Origin of the sequence: Haloferax sp. Atlit-109R (assembly GCF_003665865.1) — an archaeon.
Taxonomy (GTDB): Archaea; Halobacteriota; Halobacteria; order Halobacteriales; family Haloferacaceae; genus Haloferax; species Haloferax volcanii.
The window spans coordinates 654,705-678,864 of the sequence record NZ_QPLO01000002.1 but is presented as its reverse complement, the minus strand read 5'-3'; the positions used below and the strand labels follow the sequence as shown (position 1 = coordinate 678,864).

Below are 24,160 nucleotides of genomic sequence, written 5' to 3'. Positions count from 1 at the left end.
CAAATGATTTTTGTGTTCGTGCCTCCCACCTCGGGTAGATGTCGCAGCGCCGAGACTGGCGGTTGTTCCTCCCCGAGCCTGTCCGCAGCCTTCCGGCCGACCTCGCGGTCGTCGTCGCGGGGGTCGCGCTCACGCTCGTCGTGACGCTCACGCCCGGACTGGCGGAGACGCCGCTCCGGGACATCGCCGGCTTGGTGTTCTCGCTTTTCCTCCCCGGCTACGCGCTCATCGCGGCGCTGTTTCCCGAGCGCGGCCCGCCGATAGACGCCGAGGACCGCGACCGAATGGGCGGTATCGACGGTATCGAACGGGTGGCGCTGTCGTTCGGAACGAGTATCGCCGTCGTCCCGCTCCTCGGTCTCGTCCTCAACTTCACGCCGTGGGGGCTTCGACTCGGTCCTATCCTCGTCACCCTGAGCGGCTTCACGCTCGTCGCGACGGCGTTCGCGGCGACCCGGCGGTCGGCGCTCCCCGAGGACGAGCGACTTGTGGTTCCGTACGAGCGCTGGTTCGCCGCCGCGCGCGACGAACTGTTCAGCCCGGCGTCGCGGACCGACGCGATGCTGAACGTCGTCCTCGTCGTGAGCGTGGTGCTCGCGACCGCCAGCGTCGGCTACGCGGTGGCGGTGCCGAAAGACGGCGAGTCGTTCACCGAACTGTACCTCCTGACCGAAGACGGGAACGACGAACTCACCGCCGACAACTACCCCGAGGAACTCGTCCGCGGCGAGCCGGCGTCGCTCGTCCTCGGCGTCGGCAACCAAGAACACCGGACGGTGAACTACACCGTCGTCACCGTGCTCCAGCGCGTCGAGGTGTCGAACAACTCGACGACCGTCCTGGAGTCCGAGCGACTTCGGACGTTCACGCCCCGACTCGAACACAACGAGACGTGGCACGAACCGCACGAGGTCCGCCCGACGATGACGGGCGAGCGCCTGCGGCTGACGTACCTCCTCTACGAGGGCGCGCCGCCGGCGGCACCGACGGCGGACAACGCCTACCGCGAAGTCCACCTCTGGGTGACAGTTCGGGCGGAGTGATGGTGAAAACCGACCGCAGTCGGGTGGGTCTCGGCTATCTCACCTTCTGATATTTCGACGTTCCACCCCGAAATCCGCACGAACGAGGGCTCAAATCGTGTAACTCGTTTGTGTTCTAGTTTTATCACGTCTGATAATCCATGGGTAACGTTTAGGGTACTGCACGCTAAGCTTCCGCCGGCGAAGTCACAATGCGAGACTCTGGAAGGTCGGTTTCCCGCCGCGGCGGCCGAGGTCCGAAGATAGAACGCATCGCGAATCGCTACGGCCTCGACGGTCTCGGCGACGACCTCGTCGATGCGTGGCTCGGCGATGGCCGAGCGCAGCGGAGCCTCCGCGAACTGGAAGGCGACGTGAACAAGCGCCTCATCCGGGCCGCACTCGATGAGGCCGGCGCACACGTCCTCGACGGGGAGGCGGAGAACTTCTACCGCCTCCTGACCAGCGACGACGTGACCGCAGGGAGTCGCACCGACGCGCGGAACACGCTCCGCGAACGCGGCGTCGATGTCGAGCAGCTAGAGGCCGACATCATCTCCTACCAGTCGGTGTACAACTACCTCAAGCGACACCGAAACGTCGAACGCGAAGACGATGACGACGACGAGACGGACGCCACCGAGGCGGGACTCGCGACGATTCGAAAGCTCCGGTCCCGACTTCGTACCGTGACCATCGACGTCGTCGACCGCTTGGTGAAGGCCGAGCGGGTCTTCATCGGCGCGTACGAGGTCGAAGTCGACATCAGAGTCACCTGTACCGACTGTGACACTCGAATGACCCCGACGGCGCTTCTCTCCTCCGGGCACTGCGACTGCGAACGCGAGCGAGACGAGTAGCGATTCGGGCTCACCAACACATCCACATCCGACACATGAACGATTCAGAGGCACTTCAGGCGGCGACTGTACGCATACGAAACATCGGCGGTATCGACGAGCGGCGCGTCAGGCTCGACCCCGGCGTGACCGTGCTCACCGGCCGCAACGCGACGAACCGAACGTCGTTCCTGCGGGCGCTCATGGGTGCGTGCGGGAGCGACGCGATCAGCCTCAAAGGCGACGCCGACGAGGGGTCGGTCGAACTCGAACTCGACGGCCGGACGTACACTCGCCTCCTCTCGCGTGAGAACGGGACAGTCTCGACCGACGGGACGCCCTATCTCCGAGACGCGGCGACCGCGGACCGCTTTGCGTTCCTCCTCGGCTCGAACGAGGCGCGGCGGGCGGTCGTCGCGGAGCGCGACCTCTACGACGTCATCATGTCCCCGGTCGACACCGATGCCATCGAGGCCGAAATCGAGCGCCTCCAGTCGCGTCGCACGCAGGTCGAGCGCCGACTCGACTCGCTGGACTCGCTCGACGCCGACCGGCGGTCGCTCGAATCGAAACGCGACGACCTCGAAGCCGAAATCGAGGCGCTCGAAGCCGAGCGGGACGACATCGAAGCCGAAATCGAGGCCGAAGACCGGACGGTCAAGACGCAACGCGAGCACCAAGCCGAATTAGACGAGGTGCTTTCGGAGCTCCAGTCCGCGCGGTCGGACCTCGAGAGCGTCCGCTTCCGCCTCCAGAGCGAGCGCGAGAGCGTCGAATCGCTCCGCGAGGAGCGCTCCGAACTCCAGTCGGAACTCGACTCGTTCGACGCCGAGGCGGTCGACCGCGGCGAGGCGAGCGACCGAATCGAGTCGGTTCGGTCGCGCATCGAGTCGCTCAACTCGACGATTTCGGAGCTTCAGACCGTCGTCCAGTACACCGAAGACGTGCTCGACGGGAAGGCGGGTCTCGTCGAGGATTCGCTGGGCGCGGACGGCGACGGTTCGGTGACGGACCAACTCGTCTCGTCGGAGACGACCACCTGCTGGACCTGCGGCACCGAGGTCGACCGCGACCAGATTCGGGGGACGACCGACCGGCTCCGCGAGGTCAGAGACGAAAAGCGCGAGGAACGCGCCGAGCTCCGCCGCGAACTCGACGAGCTCGAACGCTCGATGCGGGCGGCGGAACAGGCCGAGCGCGACCGCCGGAAGCTCCGCGATAAACTCCGGCGGCTCGAAGACGAACTCGACCGCCGAACGGGACAAATCGAGTCGCTGACCGACCGGCGCGAGGAGCTCGCCGAACAAGTCGACGCGCTCGAAGCCGACGCGTCCGAACTCCGCGGACAGAGCGGAGGGGAAGGCGACCTCATCGAACTCCACAGAGAGCTCAACGAAGTCGAGTTCGCTCTCGACCGGACGCGCGACGACCTCGCGTCGGTCCACGACGAACTCGACGAACTCGACGACCGGTTCGACGAACGCGAGGAACTCGAACGCGAACGCGAACAGGTGAACGAGGAGCTCGAAGCCGCACGGACCCGGATTCGGTCGCTCACGGCCGCGGCGGTCGAGTCGTTCAACGAGGAGATGGAGACGGTGCTCGACCTCCTCGGCTACGACAACATCGAGCGCGTCTGGCTGGAGCGCGTCGAACGTCGGGTCCGCGAGGGGCGTCGCAAGGTCGAAAAAGCCCAGTTCGAACTCCACATCGTCCGCGCGTCCGACTCCGGCGCGGTGTACGAAGACTCCATCGACCACCTCAGCGAAAGCGAGCGCGAGGTCGTCGGCCTCGTGTTCGCCCTCGCGGGCTACCTCGTCCACGAGGTGTACGAGGAGGTTCCGTTCATGCTCCTCGACTCGGTCGAGGCCATCGACGCCGGGCGCATCGCCGCGCTGGTCGACCACTTCGAGCAGTACCCGACGTTCCTCGTCGCGGCGCTCCTCCCGGAGGACGCACAGGCGCTCGACGCGTCGTACCGGCGCGTCACGTGGGGCACCGACGTGACGCCGGCCGCCTGACTGACGTGCCCTGACAGCGCGAGCTTGCGAGGGGCTAGGTGCGTCTCCCGCGTCTCCGCTTCGTCCTATCGTCTCATTCTGCTCCGCTTCGTCCCGTCCCGACCCACATCCCGTTTCGGTCGATTCTCGGTTCGGTCACGCGCTTCTCTCCGTTCTTCCAGCCGTCCGCTCGTTTCCACGACACCGAACGCGCGTTCGCTGCGTCGCCGGTCCCCGCTCGCCAGCACAGTATTGCATTAGAACGGCACTATCAAGGGAACATACCGATAGTACGCAAGAAATATAACACATCGAGACGACGTATCAGACGGACGATACTGGGGGGACGAGACCATCATCACATCTGACACACGGACACGAACTGAGTACGAACCGACGCGTGTTTGGTACGACTGCGAGCGTACCGAACCGGTCTCTGAGGCGGTCGCCGCAGCCGTGGACAAACACGCCCGCGGCGACGCGGACCTGCCGCCGCTCACAGACCACGTAGACACCGACGCCCTCGATACGCTGTTCGGCCGCGACACGCCGGGCGCGCCGCGCGTCTCGGGTGCCTCGCTCGAATTCGACTACGCCGATTTCGTCGTCACCGTCGAGTCCGTCGGCCGCATCGAAGTTCGGGACGCGGGCCGGTAATCTGCCGGGTCGTTCGGCACGACGCTGTGACGGGTCGAGCGTCGCCGGCGGGACCGCTCGCCCTCGCCGCCTCGACCCGCGCCAATCGCTCTCGAAGTCGTCTGAGATGTTCGTTCGAACGAGACCACCGGACGCGGTCTCAACGTTATCAGTTAAGAACTTTCTGGCAGAAATCTTGCAGTTTATTTGAATTACTGTCCCGAATAACGGCGAGTGAGACGCCTCCGCGTCCTCGCCGCGACGTACCTTTTTGTCTCGTGGACGCCGACAAGGGGTATGGAACTCGAATTACGCTTCTTCGCGACGTTTCGAGAGGTGGTGGGTCAGAAGTCCATCTACTGGCGGGTCGACGACGACGCGACGGTCGGAGATGTCCTCCGGTCGCTGGAAGCGGAGTACGACGGCCTCGCCGGCCGACTCATCGAGGACGGCGAGGTCAAGCCGCACGTGAACGTGCTGAAAAACGGGCGCGAGGTGGTCCACCTCGACGGGATGGCCACGGCGCTCGACGACGGGGACGCCGTGAGCGTCTTCCCGCCGGTCGCGGGGGGCTGACGTGGCGCGCCGACAGCGGGCCTTCCGCGGCATCTCGCCCCGCCTCGCGATTCAGTACCTCGAAGGGCTCGGCGGCGAGGCCGACGGCGACGGCCGCGTGGTCGGTCCCGACTGGGCCGTCGACATCGAGACCGAGGAGGTCACGATAACGAGCAGTATCCAGCTCACCGAAGTGCAACTCGCGTTCGAGGGCGACGAGGAGACGCTCGACGACCTCGTCGAGCGGTTCGCCCGCAAGGCGATGCGCGCGGGGGGATGACCGTGGGGGCCGACGGCGACCGGCGGCCGGGTCGCGAACGACTCAGCGAGCGCCTCGCGCCGGACGGCGACGACGGCGCGCCCCGCGGGGGTGCCATCGACGGCACGGCCATCATGCTCGCGGCCGCGAAGGCGAGCGTCCCCGCCAGCAGTCTGCCGCGGCTGCTCGACCGGGCGCAGGCGTACCTCGACGGGCGGGCGACCGAATACGCACAGGGGTTCGAGTGCGTCCACGAGGACGACGACGCGGCGGTGTATCTCGTCCCGCTGGGCCACTGGGACACGAAGGGGCTCGACCTCGACTTTTCCCACCGTGAGGTCGACGCCGTCCGCCGGGCGCACGCCGAACACCTCCGGCGGGTCGGCGCGGACGCCGACCGCCGCGACGAGTTCGAGACGGCGCTCGAAATCCGCGAGGTCGCCGTCGTCAGTCGGGAGGGAAAAAGCCGGCAATCCGCCCGACGATAGACGGCTATTTTGGGGACGGTGCCCTGCTACCGACAGATGCCAACCGTTTCCTCCGACCTCCTCGACGGCGTCCGGGCCGCGGGGCCGCTCCAACTCGGCATCGCGCCGTTCGGCCTCGTCGCCGGCGTCGCGGCCGTCGAGCAGGGGCTGTCGGTCGCGCACGCCCTCGGGTTCTCCAGTGTCGTCTTCGCCGGCGCGTCGCAGCTCGCCATGATAGAACTCCTCGGCGCGGACGCGCCGCTGGCTATCGTCGTCGGCACGGCGGTCGTCATCAACCTGCGGACGATGATGTACTCGGCCTCTATCGCGCCCTACTTCCGCGACCTGACCGCCCGGTCGAAGGCGCTCGCGTCGTACCTGCTGACCGACCAGGCGTACGCCGTCTCAATCGCCCGCTACGGCCGCGACGGCGAGACCGACCGCTTCGCGTACTACGTCGGCGCGGGCGCGTCGCTGTGGCTCGTCTGGCAGGTGACGACCGTCGCCGGCGCGCTCCTCGGCTCCGGGCTCCCGCCCGAGTGGGGCTTCGACTTCGCCGCGCCGCTGGTCTTTCTCGCCCTGCTCGTCCCCACGCTGAAGGACCGCGCCTCCGGCGCGTCGTGTCTGGTCGGCGGCCTCGTCGCCACCGGCGTCGTCGTCGCGGGCGTCCCGTTCCACCTCGACATCATCGTCGCGGCCGTCGTCGGCGTCCTCGCCGGCCTCGCGGTCGACTCGCTCGGAGGCGATGCCTGAATGCCGACCGGCTACGACTCGGCGACCGTCTGGCTCGTCATCGCCCTCGCGGGCGTCCTCACGTTCGCCATCCGCGGGTCGTTCATCTACCTGTTCGGCCGCATCGACGACGTGCCGCCGGCGGTCGAGTCGGCCTTGGAGTACGTCCCCGCGGCCGTGTTCGCCGCGCTCGTCTTCCCCGCGCTCTTGGCTCCATCCGGCGACCTCGCGGTCTCCGTCGGCAACGACAAACTCGTCGCGGGCGCGCTGGCCGCGCTCGCCGCGTGGTACACAGAACGCGTGCTCGCCACCATCCTCGTCGGCATGGGCGCGCTCTGGGTCCTCCGGTTCGTCGTCTGAGCCGCTGTCAGTCCTGTTCGTTGACCCGTCGCCTCCCCCAAGATACTCGTCCCGCGGGCGACCACGACCGCACGTATGTCCTCTCCGTTCCCGCGCCTCTTCTCGCTCCCCCGCGACGACGAGGGTCGCTCCCTTCTCCCGACCGGGGTCGCCGCCGGCGTCGCCGCGTTCGCCGTCGGCACGGTCGCGGTCGCCGGCTGGCTCGTCCTCGCCACCGACGGCCCGTTTTCCACGCTCGACGCCGCGACCGAGATGACCGGCGGCAAGCTCGTTCCGGCCCCGTTCGTCCCCGTCTGGGCGTTCGGCGGCGCGATGGGCCTACCCGTCCGCCTCGTCGAGACGACCGGCCCCGGTCGCGCGGTCGTCCTCCGCAACCTCGTCGACGGACTCGACGGCCCCGCCGACCCGTGGTACTGGCTGGGCGCGCTCCCGCCCGCCTGCCTCTTTCTCGCCGGCGTCGTCACGGCGCGCCTCACGGCGTGGTCTCGACGCCCCGCCGAGGGGTTCGCCACCGGGTCGTCCGTCGCCGTCGGCTTCGCCGCCGCCGTCGCAGTCACCGCGCTCGTCGCCCGCGTCGGCCTCGGTGACGTGCCCCCGAACGCGGAGGGGTTCGTCCGCGTCGGTTCGACCGGGTTCCACCCGACCGACCTCGACGGCGACTCCGTCGGCCTCCCGCTTTGGGGGGCGTTCTCCGGGCTGGTGTACGGCGTCGTCTTCGGCGGACTCGGCGGGGCGGTGGCGTCGCTCGTCGGGCGACTCGTCTCCGCGGTTCGCAATCGGTCGAAAAAGGCGTGATTCGGATTCGCGCGGGAGCCGATTGGACCGAACGGCGTCGGCTCGGTCGTCGGCTCAGTCGTCGGCGGGCGCGGGCGAGTCGCCGCGGGAGACGCCCGTGCCGGGGCCGATGTCGATTCCGAGTTCGTCGAGGCGCTCGTCGGGGACGACGCCGTCGACCCACTGGCGGCGGGCGTAGTACTCTTCTTTCATCTCGTCGAGTTCGCACAGCTGCCCCTCGGACGCGCCCTGTCCCGGAATCGCCTCGTCGCCCTCGACGAAGCGTCCCGGCAGCGAGTCGTCGGCGCCGTCGAAGCCGGCGAGGTTGTTGTAGTACCGCTCTAACGTGTAGATGCGGTCGCCGGTTTCGAGCAGTTCCTCTTCGGTCACGTCGCGGCCGGTCATGCCGTTGTACTGCAGGACGTACTCCTCGATGCCCTCCGCGAACGCGTTGAACTTGCAGATGTCGAACGAGTCCGAGATGGCGTGCATGTCCTGGAACAGCGCCACGAGTTCGCCCTTCCCGCGCCACTCGTGGGGGTCGTGTTTCTCCGGGATGCCGAGAATCTCGGCGGACGGCGTGTAGCCGCGGAGGTGACACGCGCCGCGGTTCGAGGTGGCGTAGCCGATGCCCATGCCCTTCATGCAGCGGGGGTCGTACGCCGGGATGGTCTGACCCTTGACGGCAAGCGAGTTGTCGTGGGCGTCGAAGCGCTCGGCGAGGCCGTTTGCGCCCTCCGCGAGCGCGTCCGCGAGGTCGCCGTCGCGGTTCGCAATCTCGGTGATGAGGTCTATCATGCGCTCGGTGTCGCCCCAGTCGAGCTGCTCGCTCAGGCCGTCGAGCTTGCCCTGTTCGGACATCTCCATCGCCATCGCCATCATATTGCCCACCTCGATGGTGTCGACCCCCATGTCGTTACAGCGGTCGATCATGACGGCGATTTCGTCGCGCTCGGTGTGCCCGGAGTTCGGGCCCAGCGCGTAGGCGGACTCGTACTCGTAGGACTCGCCGCGGACGTTCATCTCCTCGCCTTTGTGCATCACCGACACCTCGACTTCCTTCTTACAGGCGACCGGGCAGGAGTGACACGTCGGCTCGTCCACGAGGATGTTCTCGCGGACGTTCTCGCCGGAGACGCGCTCGGAGTCGATGTCCGCGCCCTCGGCGTCTCGCATCGCCGCGGTCGAGGTGTACTTCCCGTTTTTCGTCGGGAGGCCGTCGAGCTCCTCGCCCGCGTTCATCAGGACGTTCGTCCCGTACAGCGACAGGCCGCCCTCGTTGGGTGCGGTGACTTCGGACTCGCGGATGAGCTGCATCGCCTGCTGGTAGCCCTGCTTGAACGTGTCGGCGTCGGCGGGCTTCGGCATCCGCGTGCCGGACTTCACGACGATCGCCTTGAGGTTCTTCGAGCCCATGACCGCCCCCGTGCCGCCGCGGCCGGACGCGCGGTCGTCCTCGTTGACGATACAGCCGTACTTGACCTCGTTTTCGCCGCCGGGGCCGATAGCCATTATCGAGAGGTTCTTGCCGAGGCTCCCGTCGACCTCGCCTTCGAGCTCCTCGATTGTCTCGTGGACGCCCTTTCCCCAGAGGTGTTCGGCGTCGTGGAGCGTCAGTTCGCCGTCTTCGACGACGGCGTAGCTCGGCCGCTCGGCCTTGCCCGTGAACAGGAGGCCGTCGAAGCCGGACCACTTGAGCCGCGCGCCGCTCCAGCCGCCGTGGTGCGAGTCGGTGACGGTCCCCGTGAGCGGGGATTTCGTCACGACCGCGATTCGGCCGCTCATCACGGTCTGCGTACCGGTGAGCGGGCCGGTCATGAACGCGAGGAGGTTGTCCGGTCCGAGCGGGTCCACGTCCGGTCCCTGGTCGAAGACGTACTTCACGCCGAGGCCGCGGGCCCCGATGTACTTCTTTGCGTCCTCGTCGTCGATTCCCTCGTACGCGATGTCGCCGGACGACAGGTCCACCCGAGCGACCCTGTCGTGATAACCACCGAGTTCAGTCATTGTAATCCTCGTTGATTATATACGGTCGCTGTCGGGTTAGTGATTCCCACCTCGACGTAACCGTTCGAGGTTACGCCGACGCGAGCCGACGCCGGACTGTCTCGGGATTGCGGCAATCCGTGCGACTCATCCCGGTTGCGGGCCGGCGGCCCGGAGCGAGACGGTTCCGGTGGCGTCGACGACGACGCTCGCGGGGCCGCGCGGCGGACAGGACCACCACGTTCCCGAGGTTGCCGCGCCGGTTTCGAGGCTCACCGAGACGGCGTGCGGCCCGGAGGTCGTCACGGGGACGAGTTCGCGGGCCTCGTCGGGGTCGAGCGCGAGCGTGCGGTCGAACGACTCGCCGCCGCCCGCGGCGTCGACCCGGAGCGAGAGCCGGTGCGGTTCGTCGTCGCGGTTGGCGACCGTGAGCGTCGTGTTCGCGGGGCCGCAGCCGGTCGTCCCGCTCGACACGTCGACGTACTTCGTCGGCTGGTCGGGCACCGGCCACGCCGTCTCGACGCGTCGCTCGTCGGTCTCGACGGCGACGCGGTAGGTCCCGCTTCGGTACGTCACCGGAATCGACAGCCGCGCTCCCGTGGGGACGCGGTACGCCCGGTCGACCAGCGACGCGTCCCCGAGGTCGATGCGGAGCCGCGCGGTCGTCTCGGGACCGGCGTTCTCCACGACGACGCCCGCGGGCGCGTACCACCGGGCGGAGCCGTCGCCGACGAGCGGGAGGTCGATTCGCGGCCCGTCGTCGGGGGTCGCCGCCGCGAGCGAACACTCCCCTCGCGCGTCGCACGAGACGGTCTGCCAGAACGCCGCGCCGTCCCGGCCGAGGACGACCTCCAGTCCCTCGAACGCCGCGTCGACGACCCACTCCGACCGGGCCCGCACGCCGGTGTCCGTCTCGACGAGCACCGCCGTCTCCCCGGTCGGCACCGACACCGACAGCGCGGCGCGCTCGCCGGGCACGAGGTCGCGGTTCTCGAAGAACACGTCGCGGCCGTCGCGGACGCCGACGACGGTGGTAAACACGGGGTCCGGCGTCGGGTTCCAGAGCGTCAGCGACCGCTCGACGCGCGCTTCGGGCGTCGGCGTCGCGGTCGGCGCGTCGGTCCCCTCTTCGGGCGTCGGCGTCTCCGTCTCTCCGTCTGGCGTCCCACAGCCGGCGAGCCCGGCGACGCCGCCCGCGAGAAGCGAGAGGAGCGTGCGGCGCTCCATACCCCTCATAGGGCGCGGCGCATATGAACGTCTGTCGCGGCCGCCGCCCCCCGCGACGCGGCGCTCCGCCGCCGCGACACCGGCCTCCAAAACAGCTATTCCGTCGGCGGTCAGTCGTTCTCACGAATCGATGGGACTCGCCAGCTTCCTCGGCGCGATTGACACCGCGAGCCGGTCGCTCTCGGTAGTCAATCGCTCGGCTCCCGACCCCGTACAGCGGATGCTCGAAACCACGTTCGCCGACCAGCCGGTCGACGTCGACGAACTCTCCGACGACGCGCGCGGCGACGACGTGGTCGTGCTCACCGAGCAGACGGCCGAGGGGCACGAGGTCGTCGCGACCTCGCCGCTGGAGGAGGTGATGAACTCCGTCCTCCTCGTGAACTCCGACCTCTACAAGACGGGGCAGGCGAAGCTCGACGAGTTCGAACTTCCGTCGGTGCTCACCCGACTCGACGACGTGCCGTTCTCGCTTCGTGGCTATCCCGAATCGGACAAGGAGAAACTGCTCCTCGTGGCGATTTCGCGGTACATCGAGCGCCACGCGTGGCGCGCCGGCAACGGCAGGCTCCGGTCGTCGTTCCAGCGACTCTCCCGAATCGAAGACGAGCGCGGGACGCGAGCGGTCTACAAGAAGGTCGCGTCGACCGACGTGCAGACCCACATCTACGGCATCCCGGACTGGTCGCCGCCGACCAACTCGAACCTCGTGACCCACGGCGGCTACACGGACGACTTCTACGACTCGTGGTTCGTCGTCTACACGCCGCCCGAAGACGAGTCGGTCGAGGCGGAACCGGGCGACCGAACTGCGGCGAGCGACGGGCGTCTCGACGACGTGGAACCGGACCAGCCCGTCGCCCTCCTCGCCTTGGAGACCGAGCCGAAGCGCTGGGAGGGCTACTGGACGTTCCGGCCGTCGCTCGTTTCCGACATCGACCGCTACATCTCGCGGAACATGTGACGGCGGGACGGGCCGGCGACCGCCGCCCGCCGCCCCCAGACGAAGCCGCTTTACGCACCCGTCCGATACGGGTATCCAATGAGTAAGCCGAGCCCCGAGGTCTACGAACGGGGACGCGGGATGGACGCGCACAACAAGGTGATGCGCGACATCCGTTCGCAAAAGCAGAAGACCTACGACCCCCACGAGCCCACTCGGGTGTGGATAGACGAGGACAACACGCCCGACGGCGTCTACGACTCGCTGACGATTATCCTCAACACCGGCGGCTGCCGGTGGGCCCGCGCCGGCGGCTGTACGATGTGCGGCTACGTCGCGGAGTCCGTCGAGGGCGGCACCGTCGCCCACGAGGCGCTGATGGACCAGATTCAGGTCTGTCTCGACCACGAGGCCGAGGAGATGGACGACGGCGAAAAGGCGGGGCTCATCAAGATTTACACCTCCGGCTCGTTCCTCGACGAGCGCGAGGTGCCCGCCGAGACCCGAGACGCCATCGCCGAGACGTTTGCCGACCGCGACCGGATGGTCGTCGAGTCGCTGCCGGATTTCGTCACGCGCGAGAAACTCGCGGACTTCACCGACCGCGGCCTCGACACCGACGTGGCAATCGGCCTCGAAACCGCCACCGACCGCGTCCGCCACGACTGCGTGAACAAGTACTTCGACTTCGCGGACTTCGAGGACGCCTGCGAGGAGGCCGCCGCGGCCGGCGGCGGCGTCAAGGCGTACCTCCTGATGAAGCCGCCGTTCCTCTCGGAGCCCGAGGCGCTCGACGACATGAAGTCCTCCATCCGCCGGTGTGCGGCGGTCGACAACTGCCACACCGTCTCGATGAACCCGACGAACGTCCAGCGCTACACGATGGTCGACGAGCTATTCTTCAACGGCGGCTACCGCCCGCCGTGGCTCTGGTCGGTCGCAGAGGCGCTCCGCGAGACGGTTGACGTGGACGCCATCGTCGTCTCCGACCCCGTCGGCGGCGGCCAAGAGCGCGGCGCGCACAACTGCGGCGACTGCGACGAACTCGTGTTCAAGGCGGTCAAGGACTTCAACCTCCGGCAGGACCCGAGCGTCTTCGACCAGGTGTCCTGCGACTGCGAGGCGATCTGGGAGTTCGTCCTCGACAACGAGACGAGCTACAACATGCCGCTCGTGAAGTAAGCGCGCCGAGTCGCGCGACTGAGCGCCACCGCCGACGTTCGCCTTCGCGCGGGCGTACACTCGCTGAACCCGAACCGCAGCGTCGCCCGTCCGCATCTCCGACCGTTCGTCCACAATCCCGCGTCGTTTTCCCTCATTCGGCCGCGTTAGGGGGTGCTATCCGAAAGTAACAGGCTCCTAACCGTCGAATAGGATATTCGTATCAAAGAGGGTGTGAGTCGTTGTCATATTCGGTGGTTCGGACGTGTCCATCCGAACCGCCCGCCATCATGACGAAACACACGTACAAGACCGTCTACTACGCGGATGGGTGGTTCGAGATTCGCGAGGAGGAGAACGCCGAGGCGTGGGTCGCCACGGACGCTCCCTGCGCTCTCGCTCCATAGCACACGGCACGCGGGCCGGAACCCTCGACACTCCAACATCGCTCATCGTGTACGCCGCTCCGTTCGCTCACCGGCCCCGTGCCGTCCGCCACCGCGGCGGACGGTCTTTTTTATACTACTATCCCTCGAAGCCCGCCAGCACGCCCCGACCGTCGGTGTTGCCGAGTTGCGGTAGCGACGCCCGCTCGGGGTGGGGCATCAGCACCGCGACGGACTCGCTGTCGCCGAGGACGCCCGCGACGTTGCCGAGCGACCCGTTGGGGTTCGCCTCGTCGGTGACGTTGCCCTCCGCGTCGCAGTAGCGGAACAGGATTCGGTCGTCGGCTTCGAGTTCTTCGTAGCGCTCGGCGTCGAGTTCGAAGCGACCCTCGCCGTGGGCGATGGGCAGTTCGATGACCTCGCCTTCGTCGTACGCCGCGGTCCAGCGCGTGTCGGCGTTCTCGACGCGGAGGTAGACGTGTTCGCACTGGAAGCGGGCGCTCGCGTTCGTCGTGAACGCGCCGGGGGTGAGTCCGGACTCGCAGCCGATTTGTGCGCCGTTGCAGACGCCGAGGACGGGGACGCCGTCGTCGGCCGCCTCGCGGACCGACTCCATGATGGGCGAGCGGGCGGCCATCGCGCCGCCGCGCAGGTAGTCGCCGTACGAGAAGCCGCCGGGGAGCACGATACCCGTCGTCTCCTCGGGCAGGGGGTCTTCGTGCCAGACGCGCTCGGCCTCGAAGCCGAGGTCCGACAGCGCGCGCACGGCGTCGCGGTCGCAGTTCGAACCGCCGAACTGCACGACTGCAATCATCTCAGGCCTCGGCGACCGCGACCTCGTAGTCGTGGATGGTCGGGTTCGCCAGCAAGCGTTCTGCCATCTCGTCGGCGCGGGCCTCGGCCTCGTCGGCGTCGGCCGCGTCGAGGTCCACCTCGTAGCGTTCGGTGAAGCGCAGCGCCTCGAGTTCGAACCCGAGTCGTTCCAGCGCGCGCTTCGTCGTCTCCGCCTCCGGGTCGAGCACGCCGCGCTTGAGGCGCACCGTCACCGTCGCGGTGTAAGTGGTCATCAGGTGGCGATGCGCGGTCATGTGCAAAAACGGTTTTGGGTCGAGTTTGATATGCACAGATGTGGGTATCAACGCGCGAACCGGCGACGACGCCGCCGGCAACCGCGCTACACCGCCGCCGTTGGTCTCTGACGGGCAGGACTCCGCGGCGGCTCTCCCCCTGATTCATATTCGTTGTTATACGTACTATACAAATTATTTCTCTCAATTTTTAATATAATAATTACATACATGGTATATGATAATCATTTTTATAGCACGAGTGAGACGCCGTCTCACGTATGGCACTCGAATTCGCACAGAGTCCGCTCTTGACGTTCGTCATCGGACTTGCGTTGGTCGTGTTGCTACTGGTCGTGTTAGACCTCCCCGCGTTCGTCGGTTTGGCGATAGCCGCGTTCGCGGTCGGCCTCGTCAACGCGGCGTTCGTCCCCGACTTCGCGCTCGCGGACGCGGCGACGCGGACGGCGTCTGCCTTCGGCGACGGGATGGCCGGCATCGGGATTCCCATCCTGATGGCCGCCATCATCGGGAAGTCGATGCTCGAAAGCGGCTCCGCCCAGCGAATCGTCCGCGCTTTCCAGTCGCTCGTCGGGCGAGAAAACAGCGACATCGCGCTGTGGGGCAGCAGTACGGTGCTCGCCATCCCCGTGTTCTTCGACAGCGTCTTCTACCTCATGGCCCCGCTCGCGCGGTCGATGCGGGCCCGGATGGGCGACAACTACGCGCTCTACCTCGTCGTCGTCGGGGCCGGCGCGGCGACGGCTCACGTGTTCATCCCGCCGACGCCCGGCCCGCTCGCGGTCGCCAGCGAAATCGGGGCCGACATCGGCACCACGATGCTCATCGGCGTCACGGTCGCCGTCCCGTCGGCCACCATGGGCGGCCTCGTCTACGGCCGCTGGATTAACCGTCACGTCGATATCCCCCTCCGCGACGCGATGGGGACGACCACGGAGGAACTGCAAGAGCGCGCCCAGCGCGACGTGTCGTCCCTGCCGAGTTTCCTCGAATCCACCGCGCCCATCATCATCGCCGTCGCGCTCGTCGGCTCGCTCACCGTCGTCAACGCCCTCGAAGGCGTGACGGTGGCCGAACCGTTCCGGCCGTTCGTCTCGTTCATCGTGGACAACCGGCCGTTCGTCGCGTTCATCGGCGACAAGAACGTCGCGCTGACCATCGCCGCGCTCGCCGCGGCCTACACGTACTACCGCTGGTCCGACCTCTCGCGGTCCGACTGGGAAGACGAACTCACCGAGGCGCTCAAAAGCGGCGGCAACATCGCGGCCATCACCTCGATGGGCGGCGCGTTCGGCGCGCTCCTCGCGGCCTCCGGAATCGGCACGTACCTCGCCAACGGGCTCGAAGTCTTCGGCATCCCGATGCTCGTGACCGCGTGGCTCATCGCCGCCATCGTCCGCATCGCGCAGGGCTCCGCGACCGCGGCGATGCTCACGGCCGCCGGCATCATGGCCCCGCTCACCGGCCAGCTTCCGGTCCACACCGCGTATCTAGTGATGGTCATCGGCGCGGGCGGCAACATCTGCTCGTGGTACAACGACTCCGGCTTCTGGCTCGTCAAGGAAATCGGCGGGCTCACGCAGGCGGAGACGCTGAAGACGTGGACCGCATTGACGACGATTATCTCCGTGACCGGGCTCGTCGTCGTCCTCGTCGTCTCGTCGGTGCTGCCGCTGGCGTAGGCGACAACGCGCGCACGCCGGCTTTTCCTTTTGACGGGTGCTTCACGGTCGTTCCCGAGGGATTCGCTTGCGGAGAACGACAGCGGTTTACCGTTCGCCGACGCAGGACGGGTATGTTCAGCTTCGAACAGCTGGAGGTGACGGTATGACTCGCGAACTCACCGAAATCACGGTCATCGGAGGAGACAAGACCGGACTCATCGCGAACGTGACCACCCTGCTGTTCGAGCGCGGAATCAACGTCGAGGACTTGGACCAGGCGGTCCGCGAGGGAATCTTCCGGATGACCCTCCACGCCGACACCGCGGAGATGACCTGCTCCCGCGACGAGCTTCGGGCGGCGCTGTCCGACCTCGGCGACGACCTCGGCGTCGACGTGCAGGTCCGGTTCCCCTCGGACCGCGAGACCCGCGAAATCGCCGTCCTCGTCACGAAGGAGTCCCACTGCCTCGAAGCGCTGTTCGAGGCGTGGGCCAACGACGACCTCGGCGCGGAAATCTCGGTCGTCATCGGCAACCACGACACGCTCGAACCGCTGGCGAGCCACTACGACGTGCCGTTCCACGACATCGGCGACGAGAAAGGGACCGCCAACGAAGAGCGCCTGCTCGACCTCCTCGAACGGTACGACGTGGACCTCATCGTCCTCGCGCGCTACATGCGCATCCTCGGCCCGAACGTCGTCTTCCGCTACGAGGACCGCATCATCAACATCCACCCGTCGCTGCTCCCGTCGTTCCCCGGCGCGGCCGCCTACCGACAGGCGAAAGAGGAGGGCGTCCGCATCGCGGGCGTCACCGCCCACTACGTGACGACCGACCTCGACCAAGGCCCCATCATCACCCAGCGCGCCTTCGACGTGCCGGACGACGCCTCCATCGACGAAATCAAAGAGCGCGGCCAGCCGCTGGAGGCCGACGCGCTCCTCGAAGCCGTGAAGCTCCACCTCAACAACGACGTGTCGGTCCACCGCGGGCGCACCAGCCTCCGCGAGAGCGCCGACCCCGAGCGCTACCAACTCGGCCTCACCCGCGAGGCGCAGGCGTCGAACCCCGACCGCCCGGTCGACGGCATCATCGACGCCCTCGGGGAGCGCGAGGCGCTCGCGCCCGAACCGTCCGAGGACTGAGGCGACTGCGGCAGCGACGGCGGGGCGACCCCCGCCAGACACCAGCCCTATTTTGCCGCCGACACGACTCGGAGGCGTGCCCGTCTCTCCCCGCTACCGCGTCGCGCTCGGCTGTTACGCGCTGTGGCTCGTGGCGACCGTCCTCCTCGCCGCGCACGAACTCGGACTCATCCCGCTCCTTCCCGGCGTCGAACCGGGCGTCGTGACCGGCGCGACGGTGTTTTTCGCGCTCGGCGTCGTCCGACTCTCCCGCCGCGGCTGGCGGTTCCTCGTCGGCGACGACGCGGCGTGAGAAGGGGACAGACGAAAAGCGGAGTCGCTCGAGCCGCCCGGTTACAGGTCGCGGACGCGCGCCACGGCGTCCTCGATGGTCGGGGCGTCGAACCAGTCGTGGTCGACGTAGGCGTTGGTGCCGGCGCAGTAGAGGTCCGACAGCGCCTCGACGATGTCGGCGGGCAGGCGGTCGGGTTCGACCGCGCAGTGCTCGCGCCAGTTCGGCTCGCCCGTCTCGATGGCCTCGGCCTTCGCGTCTTTCACGGCCTCGACCCACTCGGGCTGGACGCGCTTGTAGTACTGGCGGACGACCTCCTTCGAGACCTGCTGGCCGCCGTAGGAAAACCGGTTTTCGTCGAACGTGCCGACCACGTCGCCGACCTTGACGGTGCCGTCGTGGTAGAGACACTCGATTTTGCCGTCCTCGTGGTCGAAGCCGGCTTCGTCGGCGCGTTCGGTCAGCACGTGGTTCACGGCGAGCGCCAGCTCTTCGAGGCGGCCGAGGTCGACTTTCCCGGCGATGTCGTCGGCCTCCGCGCGGGAGAGATACCGGTCCTGTTCTTCGTACTTCGTGGAGAACTCCACGACCGGCTCGGGGAGGGAGACGGCCTCGTCGGGCCACTCGTCCAGTTCGAGGCCGTAGTCGGCGGGCTCGCCGCGCCGCCGGAGGCTCGACCCCACCGGGACGGTGTTGCGGAAGACGATTTCCAGCGGGATGAGGTAGTTGTCGCCGGCGGCCTCGTGGTAGGCGTCGTAGTCGTACGCGCCGTCGGCGTGCGGGAGGTCGGGCACCTGCGTGAGTTCGATGGCCATCTCCGTCGGCGGCGACTCGCACTCACCGAGTTCCTTCACCTCGCCGTCTTCGACCACGCCGAGGTAGTGGGTCGGGACGTGGTTCACGTCGAGCAGTTCGAAGTTGTACGCGCCCATGAGACAGAGGCTCGCGCCCTTGTTCGGGACGTGGTCGGGCATCTCGCCCCAGTCGAACACGGAGTAGCGGTCCGAGAAGACGAAGCGGCCCCGCCCGAGGTCGGTCGCCGTCGGCTCCTCCTCGACGCGGAAGTCCTTCACGCTGGTCATGGTCGTCCTCTGGGCTCATCCCACTAAGAAGCTTCCACTTCCGTGCGTATCTCGGTCGGATACGCGGCCAATCTATGCACGAATGCGCTTACCGGGCGAATCGTATCGCTTTTTCGCGGCTGGCCCGTCCGTTGGGCTATGGACGCTGCCCTCGAATCAGACGCCGCGTGGGTCGCCCGCCGACTCCGCGAGGCCGACACCGCAGTCGCCTTCACCGGCGCGGGGATGAGCACGGCCTCGGGCATCCCCGACTTCCGCGGCGACGACGGCATCTGGGAGACCGAGTTCGACCCGGCGTCGTTCCACCGCGACCGCTTCGTCAACGACCCCGCCGGCTTCTGGCGCGACCGCGTCCACTTACAGGAGCGCATGTTCCCCGACGGCGTCGAGCCGAACCCCGGCCACGAGGCGCTTTCGGCCCTCGAATCGCGGGACGTCCTCGACGCGGTCGTGACGCAGAACACCGACGGCCTCCACCGCGAGGCCGGCTCCGACCGCGTCGTCGAACTCCACGGGAACGCCGCCGAAGTCGTCTGCGAGGACTGCGGCGCGCGAACCGACGCGGCCCCCGCGTTCGAGACGGTCCGCGCCGGCGACGCGCCGCCGACGTGCGACGACTGCGGCGGCCTGCTCAAGCCCGGCGTCGTCCTGTTCGGCGAGCGCCTCCCCCGCGTCGCTTACAGCGAGGCGAACCGCCTCGCCGGCGACGCCGACGTGTTCCTGTCGCTCGGCTCGTCGCTGACGGTTCACCCCGCGGCGGGTCTCGCCGGCCGGGCCGCCGAGGTCGGCTCGCTCGTCGTCGTCAACTTCGACGCGACGCAGTACGACGACCGCGCCGACCGGGTCGTCCGCGGCGACCTCGCGGCGTTCCTCCCCGAAGTCGAAAAACGAATCTGAGCGCGACCGGTGCCGCCCGCCCGGGCTCTCGGCGTCGACCGCCTCGGACGCCTCGGGCGACGACGCGTCGGTGTCGTCGGACAGCGGGCTCCCTGTTCTCCTCACTCGCGGCAGATTACCGGCGGCCAACTGTCACGAACCGCCGGTCGCACTCACCAATCAATTGATGCTCTCTCCCAAGCATGTCGGTGCATGACTCGGTCACCCTCGCCGGGTTCGTCGGCGGGGACGGCACCGTCCGTTCTCTTCGTCGCTCCCGACCGCACCCGGGCGGACGCCGTCGCGGCCGCGCTCGACCGCCACGACGTGTCCGTCACCGTCGAGTTCGACCTCGGGACGGCCCTCGGACGCGTCGTCGACCGGACGGTCGACTGCCTTTTGATTCCCGGTCAGTTCGGCCGACACACCGCCGCCGACGTGGTCGCGCTGGTCCGCGAGCGCCATCCCGACGTGCCGGTCGTCCTCCTCGGTTCCGGCGGGAGCGACGACGGGAGCGACGGTGACGCACTCGCGGACGACCCCGCCGCCCACCGCGTTTCCGGCGACATCGAATCCCTCTCCTACGACCGCCTCGCCGACCGGGTTCGGGCGGCGGTCGCCCGCTATCGGAGTTCGGAGGCCCAGCGCACCGAACGCGACATCGTCAGCCGGCTCGAACGCCGCATTCAGCGCACCGAGCGGAAGATAACGTCGCTCCACGGCGTCGCCATGCGACTCGCGTCGGTCTCCGACGCCGACGACATCTACGCGGAGACCGTCGAGGCCGCGGAGCGCATCCTCAACCTCGACATCTGTTTCGCCTTCGCGGCCGAGGCGGACCGGTTCGTCCCGCGGGCGCAGTCGTCGACGCCGACCGACCGCGAACTCCGACCGGTCCCGAAAGACGCGGGCGCGATGGGCGAGACGTTCCGCACCGGCGAGTCCCACCGCGCGGTCGACATGGAACTCCACGCGTTCGGCCGCCCCGAGTTCGGTGACTACCGCTCCGGCCTCAGCGTCGCTATCGGTTCGTTCGGCGTGTTTCAGGCGGTCTCCGAGCAGACCGGCGCGTTCGACGAAATCGATCTCGAACTCGCGGAACTGCTCGTCGCCCACACGAACGCGGCGCTCCAGCGGCTCAGTTTCGAGCGCCGGCTTCGGGTCGAACGCGACCAGTACGCCGCCCTGTTCGAGAACAGCGCCGACTGCATCATCGACTCGGAGTTCGTCGACGGCGAGTCCGTCATCCGCGCGGTGAACCCGGCGTTCGAGGCGACGTTCGGCTACGACGAATCCGAGGTCGTCGGCCGCGCCATCGACGACGTGGTCGCGCCGGACGACCGTCTCGACGAGGCCGCGAAGCTCACCGAGATGGTCCGCGCCGGCGACTTCGTCCAGACGGAGGTGCGCAGACAGACCGCGAACGGCGAGCGGGACTTCCTCCTCCGGTCGGTCCCGGTCGGCGAGGACACGATATACGCGGTGTACACGGACATCACGGCGCGCCGGGACATCGAACGCGAGATGGAAGCCCAGAACCGCCGACTCGACGAGTTCACGAGCGTCGTCTCGCACGACCTCCGCAACCCGCTTTCGGTCGCCACGGGCCACCTCGACCTCGCCCGCGAGGAAATCGACAACGACCACCTCGCGGCGGTGGCGCGGGCCCACGACCGGATGACCGCGCTGACGGAGGAACTGCTCGTGCTCGCGCGACAGGGCACCGACGCGTTCGCCACGACTCCGGTCTCTCTCGCGGAGACCGCAGAGCGGTGCTGGGATCACGTCGAAACCGGGGACGCGGCGCTCGTCGTCGCGTCCGACCGGACCGTCGTCGCCGACGCGGGCCGGCTCCACCAACTGTTCGAGAACCTGATGCGGAACGCTGTCGAACACGGTTCGCCGGACGAATCCGGGTCTGCCGACGGCGGGCAGGACCGCGTCACCGTCACCGTCGGCGCGCTCGACGACGGTTTCTACGTCGAAGACGACGGCGCGGGCGTCCCCCCCGAACTCCGCTCGCGCATCTTCGACACCGGCTTTTCGACCGGCACCGCGGGCATCGGCTTCGGGCTGACAATCGTCTCGAACGTCGTCGACGCGCACGGCTGGACGGTTTCGGTGGGGGAGAGCGCCGCGGGCGGCGCTCGCTTCGAGTTCACCGGCGTCGGTGCCGGTGGCTGAGTGGCGGGTCGGAGCGACCCGGACTCAGGCGAACTCCTCGTGGAGGTACGCGCCGAGGTAGCCGCCGAGCGCGCCGAGGCCGACGGTGTAGACGAGCAGCGCGAGGAGGCCGAACAGCGCGACGATGACGATGCCGAGGATGCCGAGGCCGAAGCCCAACTCGAACGGGGTGACGCCGATGGCGAAGATGCTGAAGAACCCGAGGACGACGACGCCGAGGACCGTCCCGACGAGGCTCACGAACAGCCCCGAGACCGCGCCGGATTTCACGCCCAGTTCGCGGTCGCTTCCGGTCAGGTAGCCGGCGAGTGCCCCGCCGAGGACGGTCGACCCAGGAAGCGGCGAGAGGACGACGCTGGCGACCGCGCCGACGAGGGCCGAAAACAGCAGGCTCTCTCCTCCGTCGTCGAGAGCCGACTCGGTCGTCGAAGTCGGGGAGTGTTCCATGTGCGACCCAACACGGCGGGAGGGCCTAACGCTTTCTCCGCGGCGTCCCGCGGCGTCCCGCTGTATCCGGCGGCCGGAGTTCCGGTACCGCCCCGTTTTTACGACCGTGGCGCGTTGCCAACGAGCATGTCTGGTGCCGCCCACGACTTCGGGTTCGAACACGTCCCGGAGACAGACCAGTCGTTCGAGAACGCCTTAGCGAAGGCGCGAGCGGGCGAGCGCCTCACGGTCGACGACGGCGTCGAACTCATCACGACGGGGACCGACCGCGAGGGAATCGACCCCGAACGCAAGGAACTCGTGCTCGAAGCCGCCGACCGGCGGCGCGCCGAGATGGTCGGAAACGACGTGACGTTCGTCGCCAACCTCAACAACAACGTGACGACGGCCTGCAACACGGGGTGTCTGTTCTGTAACTTCAAGAACACCGCCCACCTGTTCGAGGCCGACTCCGACGCCGACCACGGCGGCTTCACGAAGACGCCCGCCGAGTCCCGCGACATCGTCGCCGACGCGGTCGAGATGGGCATCTACGAGGTCACGTCCGTCTCCGGCCTCCACCCCGCGCTCGTGCTCGACGAGGAACACCGCGAGATTCTCGAAGCCTACGACAACCCCGCCGCCGAGGTGAACTACAAGCCGCCCGAGGCGTACGACACCGACCCCGCGAGCTACGCCGAACAGCTCTCTGCTATGTCGGCCGCCGGCGCGCACGTCCACTCGATGACGCCGGAAGAGGCCCATCACGCCAAGCGCGGCACCGACTGGAGCTACGAGGAGGTCTACCGCCGCCTCGCCGACGCCGGCCTCGCCAGCGCGCCCGGCACCGCCGCGGAGATTCTCGTCCCCGAGGTGCGCGAGGTCATCTGCCCCGGCAAAATCGGCACCGACGAGTGGGTCGCCGGGATGGAGGGCGCGATGGAAGCCGGCCTCGACGTGACGGCGACCATCATGTACGGCCACGTCGAGACCGAGAAACACCGCGTGCTCCACCTCGACGTGATTCGCGACCTGCAAGACCGCTACGGCGGCATCACCGAGTTCGTCCCGCTGTCGTTCATCCACCAGAACACGCCGCTGTACGACCGCGGCCTCGTGACCGGCGGCGCGTCCGACGACGAGGACGAACTGATGGTCGCCGTCGCGCGGCTCTACCTCGACAACGTCGACCACATCCAGTCGTCGTGGGTGAAGTTCGGGAACGCGAAGGCGCTGAAGCTCCTCAACTGCGGCGCGGACGACCTGATGGGGACGATTCTCTCCGAGGAGATAACGAAGCGCGCCGGCGGCGGCTTCGGCGAGTTCCGCTCGTTCGACGACTACGTCGACATGATAACCGCCATCGGCCGCCGGCCGGTCGAGCGCTCGACCGACTACCGGACCCGCCGGCCAATCGACCCCGACGACGGCCCGCACGGCCCGACGCTCGGCCCGCGCGCCGACGGGACGCCCCTGCTCGACGGCCGCCGCGACCCGGCGACCGCAGACGACTGAGATGATGGCGACCACCCACGCGGCCGTGGGGCTGACCCTCGCCGCGCCGCTGGTCTGGGTCGCGCCCGACCTCGCCACAGCGGCGGCCGTCGGCGCGCTCGTCGGCGGCGTCTTCCCCGACGTGGACCTCTTCGTCGGCGTCCACCGCAAGACGCTGCACTTCCCCGTCTATTACAGCGTCGCCGCCGCGGTCTTCGGGGGCGTCGCCGCCGTCTCGCCTTCGACGCTCACCGTCGGCGTCGCCTTTTTCTGCCTCTCGGCGGGGCTCCACTCCGCGTCCGACTGGCTCGGCGCGGGCGGCGAACTCCGGCCGTGGGACCGCACCTCCGACCGCGCGGTGTACGTCCATCCCGCGAAGCGGTGGCTCCGCCCCCGTTATCTCGTCCGCTACGACGGCGCGCCAGAGGACCTCGCGCTGACGCTCCTGTTTTCGGTCCCCGGCTTCCTCGCCTTCTCCGGCGGCGTCCGGGTCGCCATCGCGGTCGGCGTCGCCGTCGCGCTGTTCTACACGGGCTTCAGAAAGCGGATGCCCGAGTGGTTCGGCATCTGAGGCGCGGCGT

The 24,160-nt window shown here is 68.2% G+C and carries 25 protein-coding genes; 19 read left to right on the top strand and 6 right to left on the bottom strand.

The genetic code is table 11. The annotated features are described in order from the left end of the window. The first annotated feature begins 38 nt into the window (after positions 1-38). The 10 genes from DVK03_RS12130 to DVK03_RS12085 all read left to right on the top strand — a co-directional run bounded on the left by DVK03_RS12130 (position 39) and on the right by DVK03_RS12085 (position 7,665). On the top strand, positions 39-1,043 hold the full coding sequence (locus tag DVK03_RS12130; protein WP_004062718.1) for a DUF1616 domain-containing protein: 1,005 nt from the start codon (positions 39-41) through the stop codon (positions 1,041-1,043). A 191-nt stretch (positions 1,044-1,234) separates the two neighbouring features. Beyond that, on the top strand, positions 1,235-1,882 hold the full coding sequence (gene rdfA, locus DVK03_RS12125; protein ID WP_004062717.1) for a rod-determining factor RdfA: 648 nt from the start codon (positions 1,235-1,237) through the stop codon (positions 1,880-1,882). A 35-nt stretch (positions 1,883-1,917) separates the two neighbouring features. Further along, complete coding sequence (locus DVK03_RS12120; RefSeq protein WP_115803051.1) at positions 1,918-3,882, top strand: archaea-specific SMC-related protein; 1,965 nt, start codon at positions 1,918-1,920, stop codon at positions 3,880-3,882. Positions 3,883-4,164: 282 nt separating this feature from the next. Then, on the top strand, positions 4,165-4,518 hold the full coding sequence (locus DVK03_RS12115; protein WP_309139231.1) for a HalOD1 output domain-containing protein: 354 nt from the start codon (positions 4,165-4,167) through the stop codon (positions 4,516-4,518). Positions 4,519-4,794: 276 nt separating this feature from the next. Next, positions 4,795-5,073: a ubiquitin-like modifier protein SAMP3 gene (gene samp3 / locus DVK03_RS12110; RefSeq protein ID WP_004042069.1), complete on the top strand. Its 279-nt coding sequence runs from the start codon at positions 4,795-4,797 to the stop codon at positions 5,071-5,073. A gap of 1 nt (position 5,074) precedes the next feature. After that, positions 5,075-5,332 carry a hypothetical protein gene (locus DVK03_RS12105; protein ID WP_004042070.1) on the top strand — a complete coding sequence of 86 codons (258 nt, stop codon included), beginning with the start codon at positions 5,075-5,077 and terminating at the stop codon, positions 5,330-5,332. Then, positions 5,329-5,799, top strand: coding sequence for a hypothetical protein (locus DVK03_RS12100; RefSeq protein ID WP_008575287.1), 471 nt, complete (start codon positions 5,329-5,331; stop codon positions 5,797-5,799). The genes DVK03_RS12105 and DVK03_RS12100 overlap by 4 nt, the downstream gene beginning before the upstream one ends. A gap of 36 nt (positions 5,800-5,835) precedes the next feature. Then, complete coding sequence (locus DVK03_RS12095) at positions 5,836-6,531, top strand: AzlC family ABC transporter permease (protein WP_004042072.1); 696 nt, start codon at positions 5,836-5,838, stop codon at positions 6,529-6,531. Continuing rightward, positions 6,532-6,870, top strand: coding sequence for an AzlD domain-containing protein (locus DVK03_RS12090; RefSeq protein ID WP_004042073.1), 339 nt, complete (start codon positions 6,532-6,534; stop codon positions 6,868-6,870). 75 nt (positions 6,871-6,945) lie between these two features. Beyond that, positions 6,946-7,665 (top strand): hypothetical protein, encoded by a 720-nt coding sequence (locus DVK03_RS12085; protein WP_115803050.1) that lies wholly within the window; start codon positions 6,946-6,948, stop codon positions 7,663-7,665. Between the two features lie 54 nt (positions 7,666-7,719). Here DVK03_RS12085 and DVK03_RS12080 read toward each other — a convergent pair whose 3' ends face one another. Both DVK03_RS12080 and DVK03_RS12075 read right to left on the bottom strand, forming a co-directional pair. Further along, positions 7,720-9,651, bottom strand: a complete 1,932-nt coding sequence (locus DVK03_RS12080) for an aldehyde ferredoxin oxidoreductase family protein (protein ID WP_004062712.1) — start codon at positions 9,649-9,651, stop codon at positions 7,720-7,722. A gap of 126 nt (positions 9,652-9,777) precedes the next feature. Next, a complete protein-coding gene (locus tag DVK03_RS12075) occupies positions 9,778-10,857 on the bottom strand; it encodes a hypothetical protein (protein ID WP_115803049.1) in 1,080 nt (359 codons plus the stop codon). 130 nt (positions 10,858-10,987) lie between these two features. Between DVK03_RS12075 and DVK03_RS12070 the strand changes: the two genes are divergently transcribed. Together DVK03_RS12070 and DVK03_RS12065 are read left to right on the top strand one after the other, a co-directional pair. Further along, complete coding sequence (locus DVK03_RS12070; RefSeq protein ID WP_004062710.1) at positions 10,988-11,821, top strand: DICT sensory domain-containing protein; 834 nt, start codon at positions 10,988-10,990, stop codon at positions 11,819-11,821. A gap of 78 nt (positions 11,822-11,899) precedes the next feature. After that, on the top strand, positions 11,900-12,982 hold the full coding sequence (locus DVK03_RS12065; protein WP_115803048.1) for an archaeosine biosynthesis radical SAM protein RaSEA: 1,083 nt from the start codon (positions 11,900-11,902) through the stop codon (positions 12,980-12,982). A 504-nt stretch (positions 12,983-13,486) separates the two neighbouring features. Here DVK03_RS12065 and purQ read toward each other — a convergent pair. Further along, entirely contained in the window at positions 13,487-14,161 is a 675-nt protein-coding gene (gene purQ, locus DVK03_RS12060; RefSeq protein WP_004042080.1) for a phosphoribosylformylglycinamidine synthase I, read from the bottom strand. 1 nt (position 14,162) lies between these two features. After that, on the bottom strand, positions 14,163-14,414 hold the full coding sequence (purS, locus tag DVK03_RS12055) for a phosphoribosylformylglycinamidine synthase subunit PurS (RefSeq protein WP_004042081.1): 252 nt from the start codon (positions 14,412-14,414) through the stop codon (positions 14,163-14,165). Between the two features lie 281 nt (positions 14,415-14,695). Here purS and DVK03_RS12050 point away from each other — a divergent pair, with 281 nt between their 5' ends. From DVK03_RS12050 to DVK03_RS12040, 3 genes are all read left to right on the top strand, one after another. Then, positions 14,696-16,117, top strand: a complete 1,422-nt coding sequence (locus tag DVK03_RS12050; protein ID WP_115803047.1) for a GntP family permease — start codon at positions 14,696-14,698, stop codon at positions 16,115-16,117. A 145-nt stretch (positions 16,118-16,262) separates the two neighbouring features. After that, positions 16,263-17,246 carry a formyltetrahydrofolate deformylase gene (locus DVK03_RS12045; protein WP_115803046.1) on the top strand — a complete coding sequence of 328 codons (984 nt, stop codon included), beginning with the start codon at positions 16,263-16,265 and terminating at the stop codon, positions 17,244-17,246. A 76-nt stretch (positions 17,247-17,322) separates the two neighbouring features. Beyond that, entirely contained in the window at positions 17,323-17,538 is a 216-nt protein-coding gene (locus tag DVK03_RS12040) for a hypothetical protein (protein WP_115803045.1), read from the top strand. Between the two features lie 41 nt (positions 17,539-17,579). Here DVK03_RS12040 and DVK03_RS12035 read toward each other — a convergent pair whose 3' ends face one another. Further along, entirely contained in the window at positions 17,580-18,599 is a 1,020-nt protein-coding gene (locus tag DVK03_RS12035) for a phosphoribosylaminoimidazolesuccinocarboxamide synthase (RefSeq protein ID WP_115803044.1), read from the bottom strand. Between the two features lie 138 nt (positions 18,600-18,737). On the opposite strand from DVK03_RS12035, the gene DVK03_RS12030 reads away from it, so the two are divergent. Together DVK03_RS12030 and DVK03_RS12025 are read left to right on the top strand one after the other, a co-directional pair. Next, complete coding sequence (locus tag DVK03_RS12030) at positions 18,738-19,496, top strand: Sir2 family NAD-dependent protein deacetylase (protein ID WP_115803043.1); 759 nt, start codon at positions 18,738-18,740, stop codon at positions 19,494-19,496. A gap of 192 nt (positions 19,497-19,688) precedes the next feature. Continuing rightward, positions 19,689-21,659 (top strand): ATP-binding protein, encoded by a 1,971-nt coding sequence (locus DVK03_RS12025; RefSeq protein WP_115803042.1) that lies wholly within the window; start codon positions 19,689-19,691, stop codon positions 21,657-21,659. A gap of 24 nt (positions 21,660-21,683) precedes the next feature. On the opposite strand, the gene DVK03_RS12020 is transcribed toward DVK03_RS12025, so the two are convergent. Continuing rightward, positions 21,684-22,106, bottom strand: coding sequence for a DUF5518 domain-containing protein (locus DVK03_RS12020; protein WP_004062700.1), 423 nt, complete (start codon positions 22,104-22,106; stop codon positions 21,684-21,686). 126 nt (positions 22,107-22,232) lie between these two features. Here DVK03_RS12020 and cofH point away from each other — a divergent pair, with 126 nt between their 5' ends. Next, complete coding sequence (gene cofH, locus DVK03_RS12015; RefSeq protein ID WP_006601276.1) at positions 22,233-23,600, top strand: 7,8-didemethyl-8-hydroxy-5-deazariboflavin synthase subunit CofH; 1,368 nt, start codon at positions 22,233-22,235, stop codon at positions 23,598-23,600. Between the two features lies 1 nt (position 23,601). Then, entirely contained in the window at positions 23,602-24,150 is a 549-nt protein-coding gene (locus DVK03_RS12010; protein ID WP_004042091.1) for a hypothetical protein, read from the top strand. Positions 24,151-24,160 lie beyond the last annotated feature (10 nt).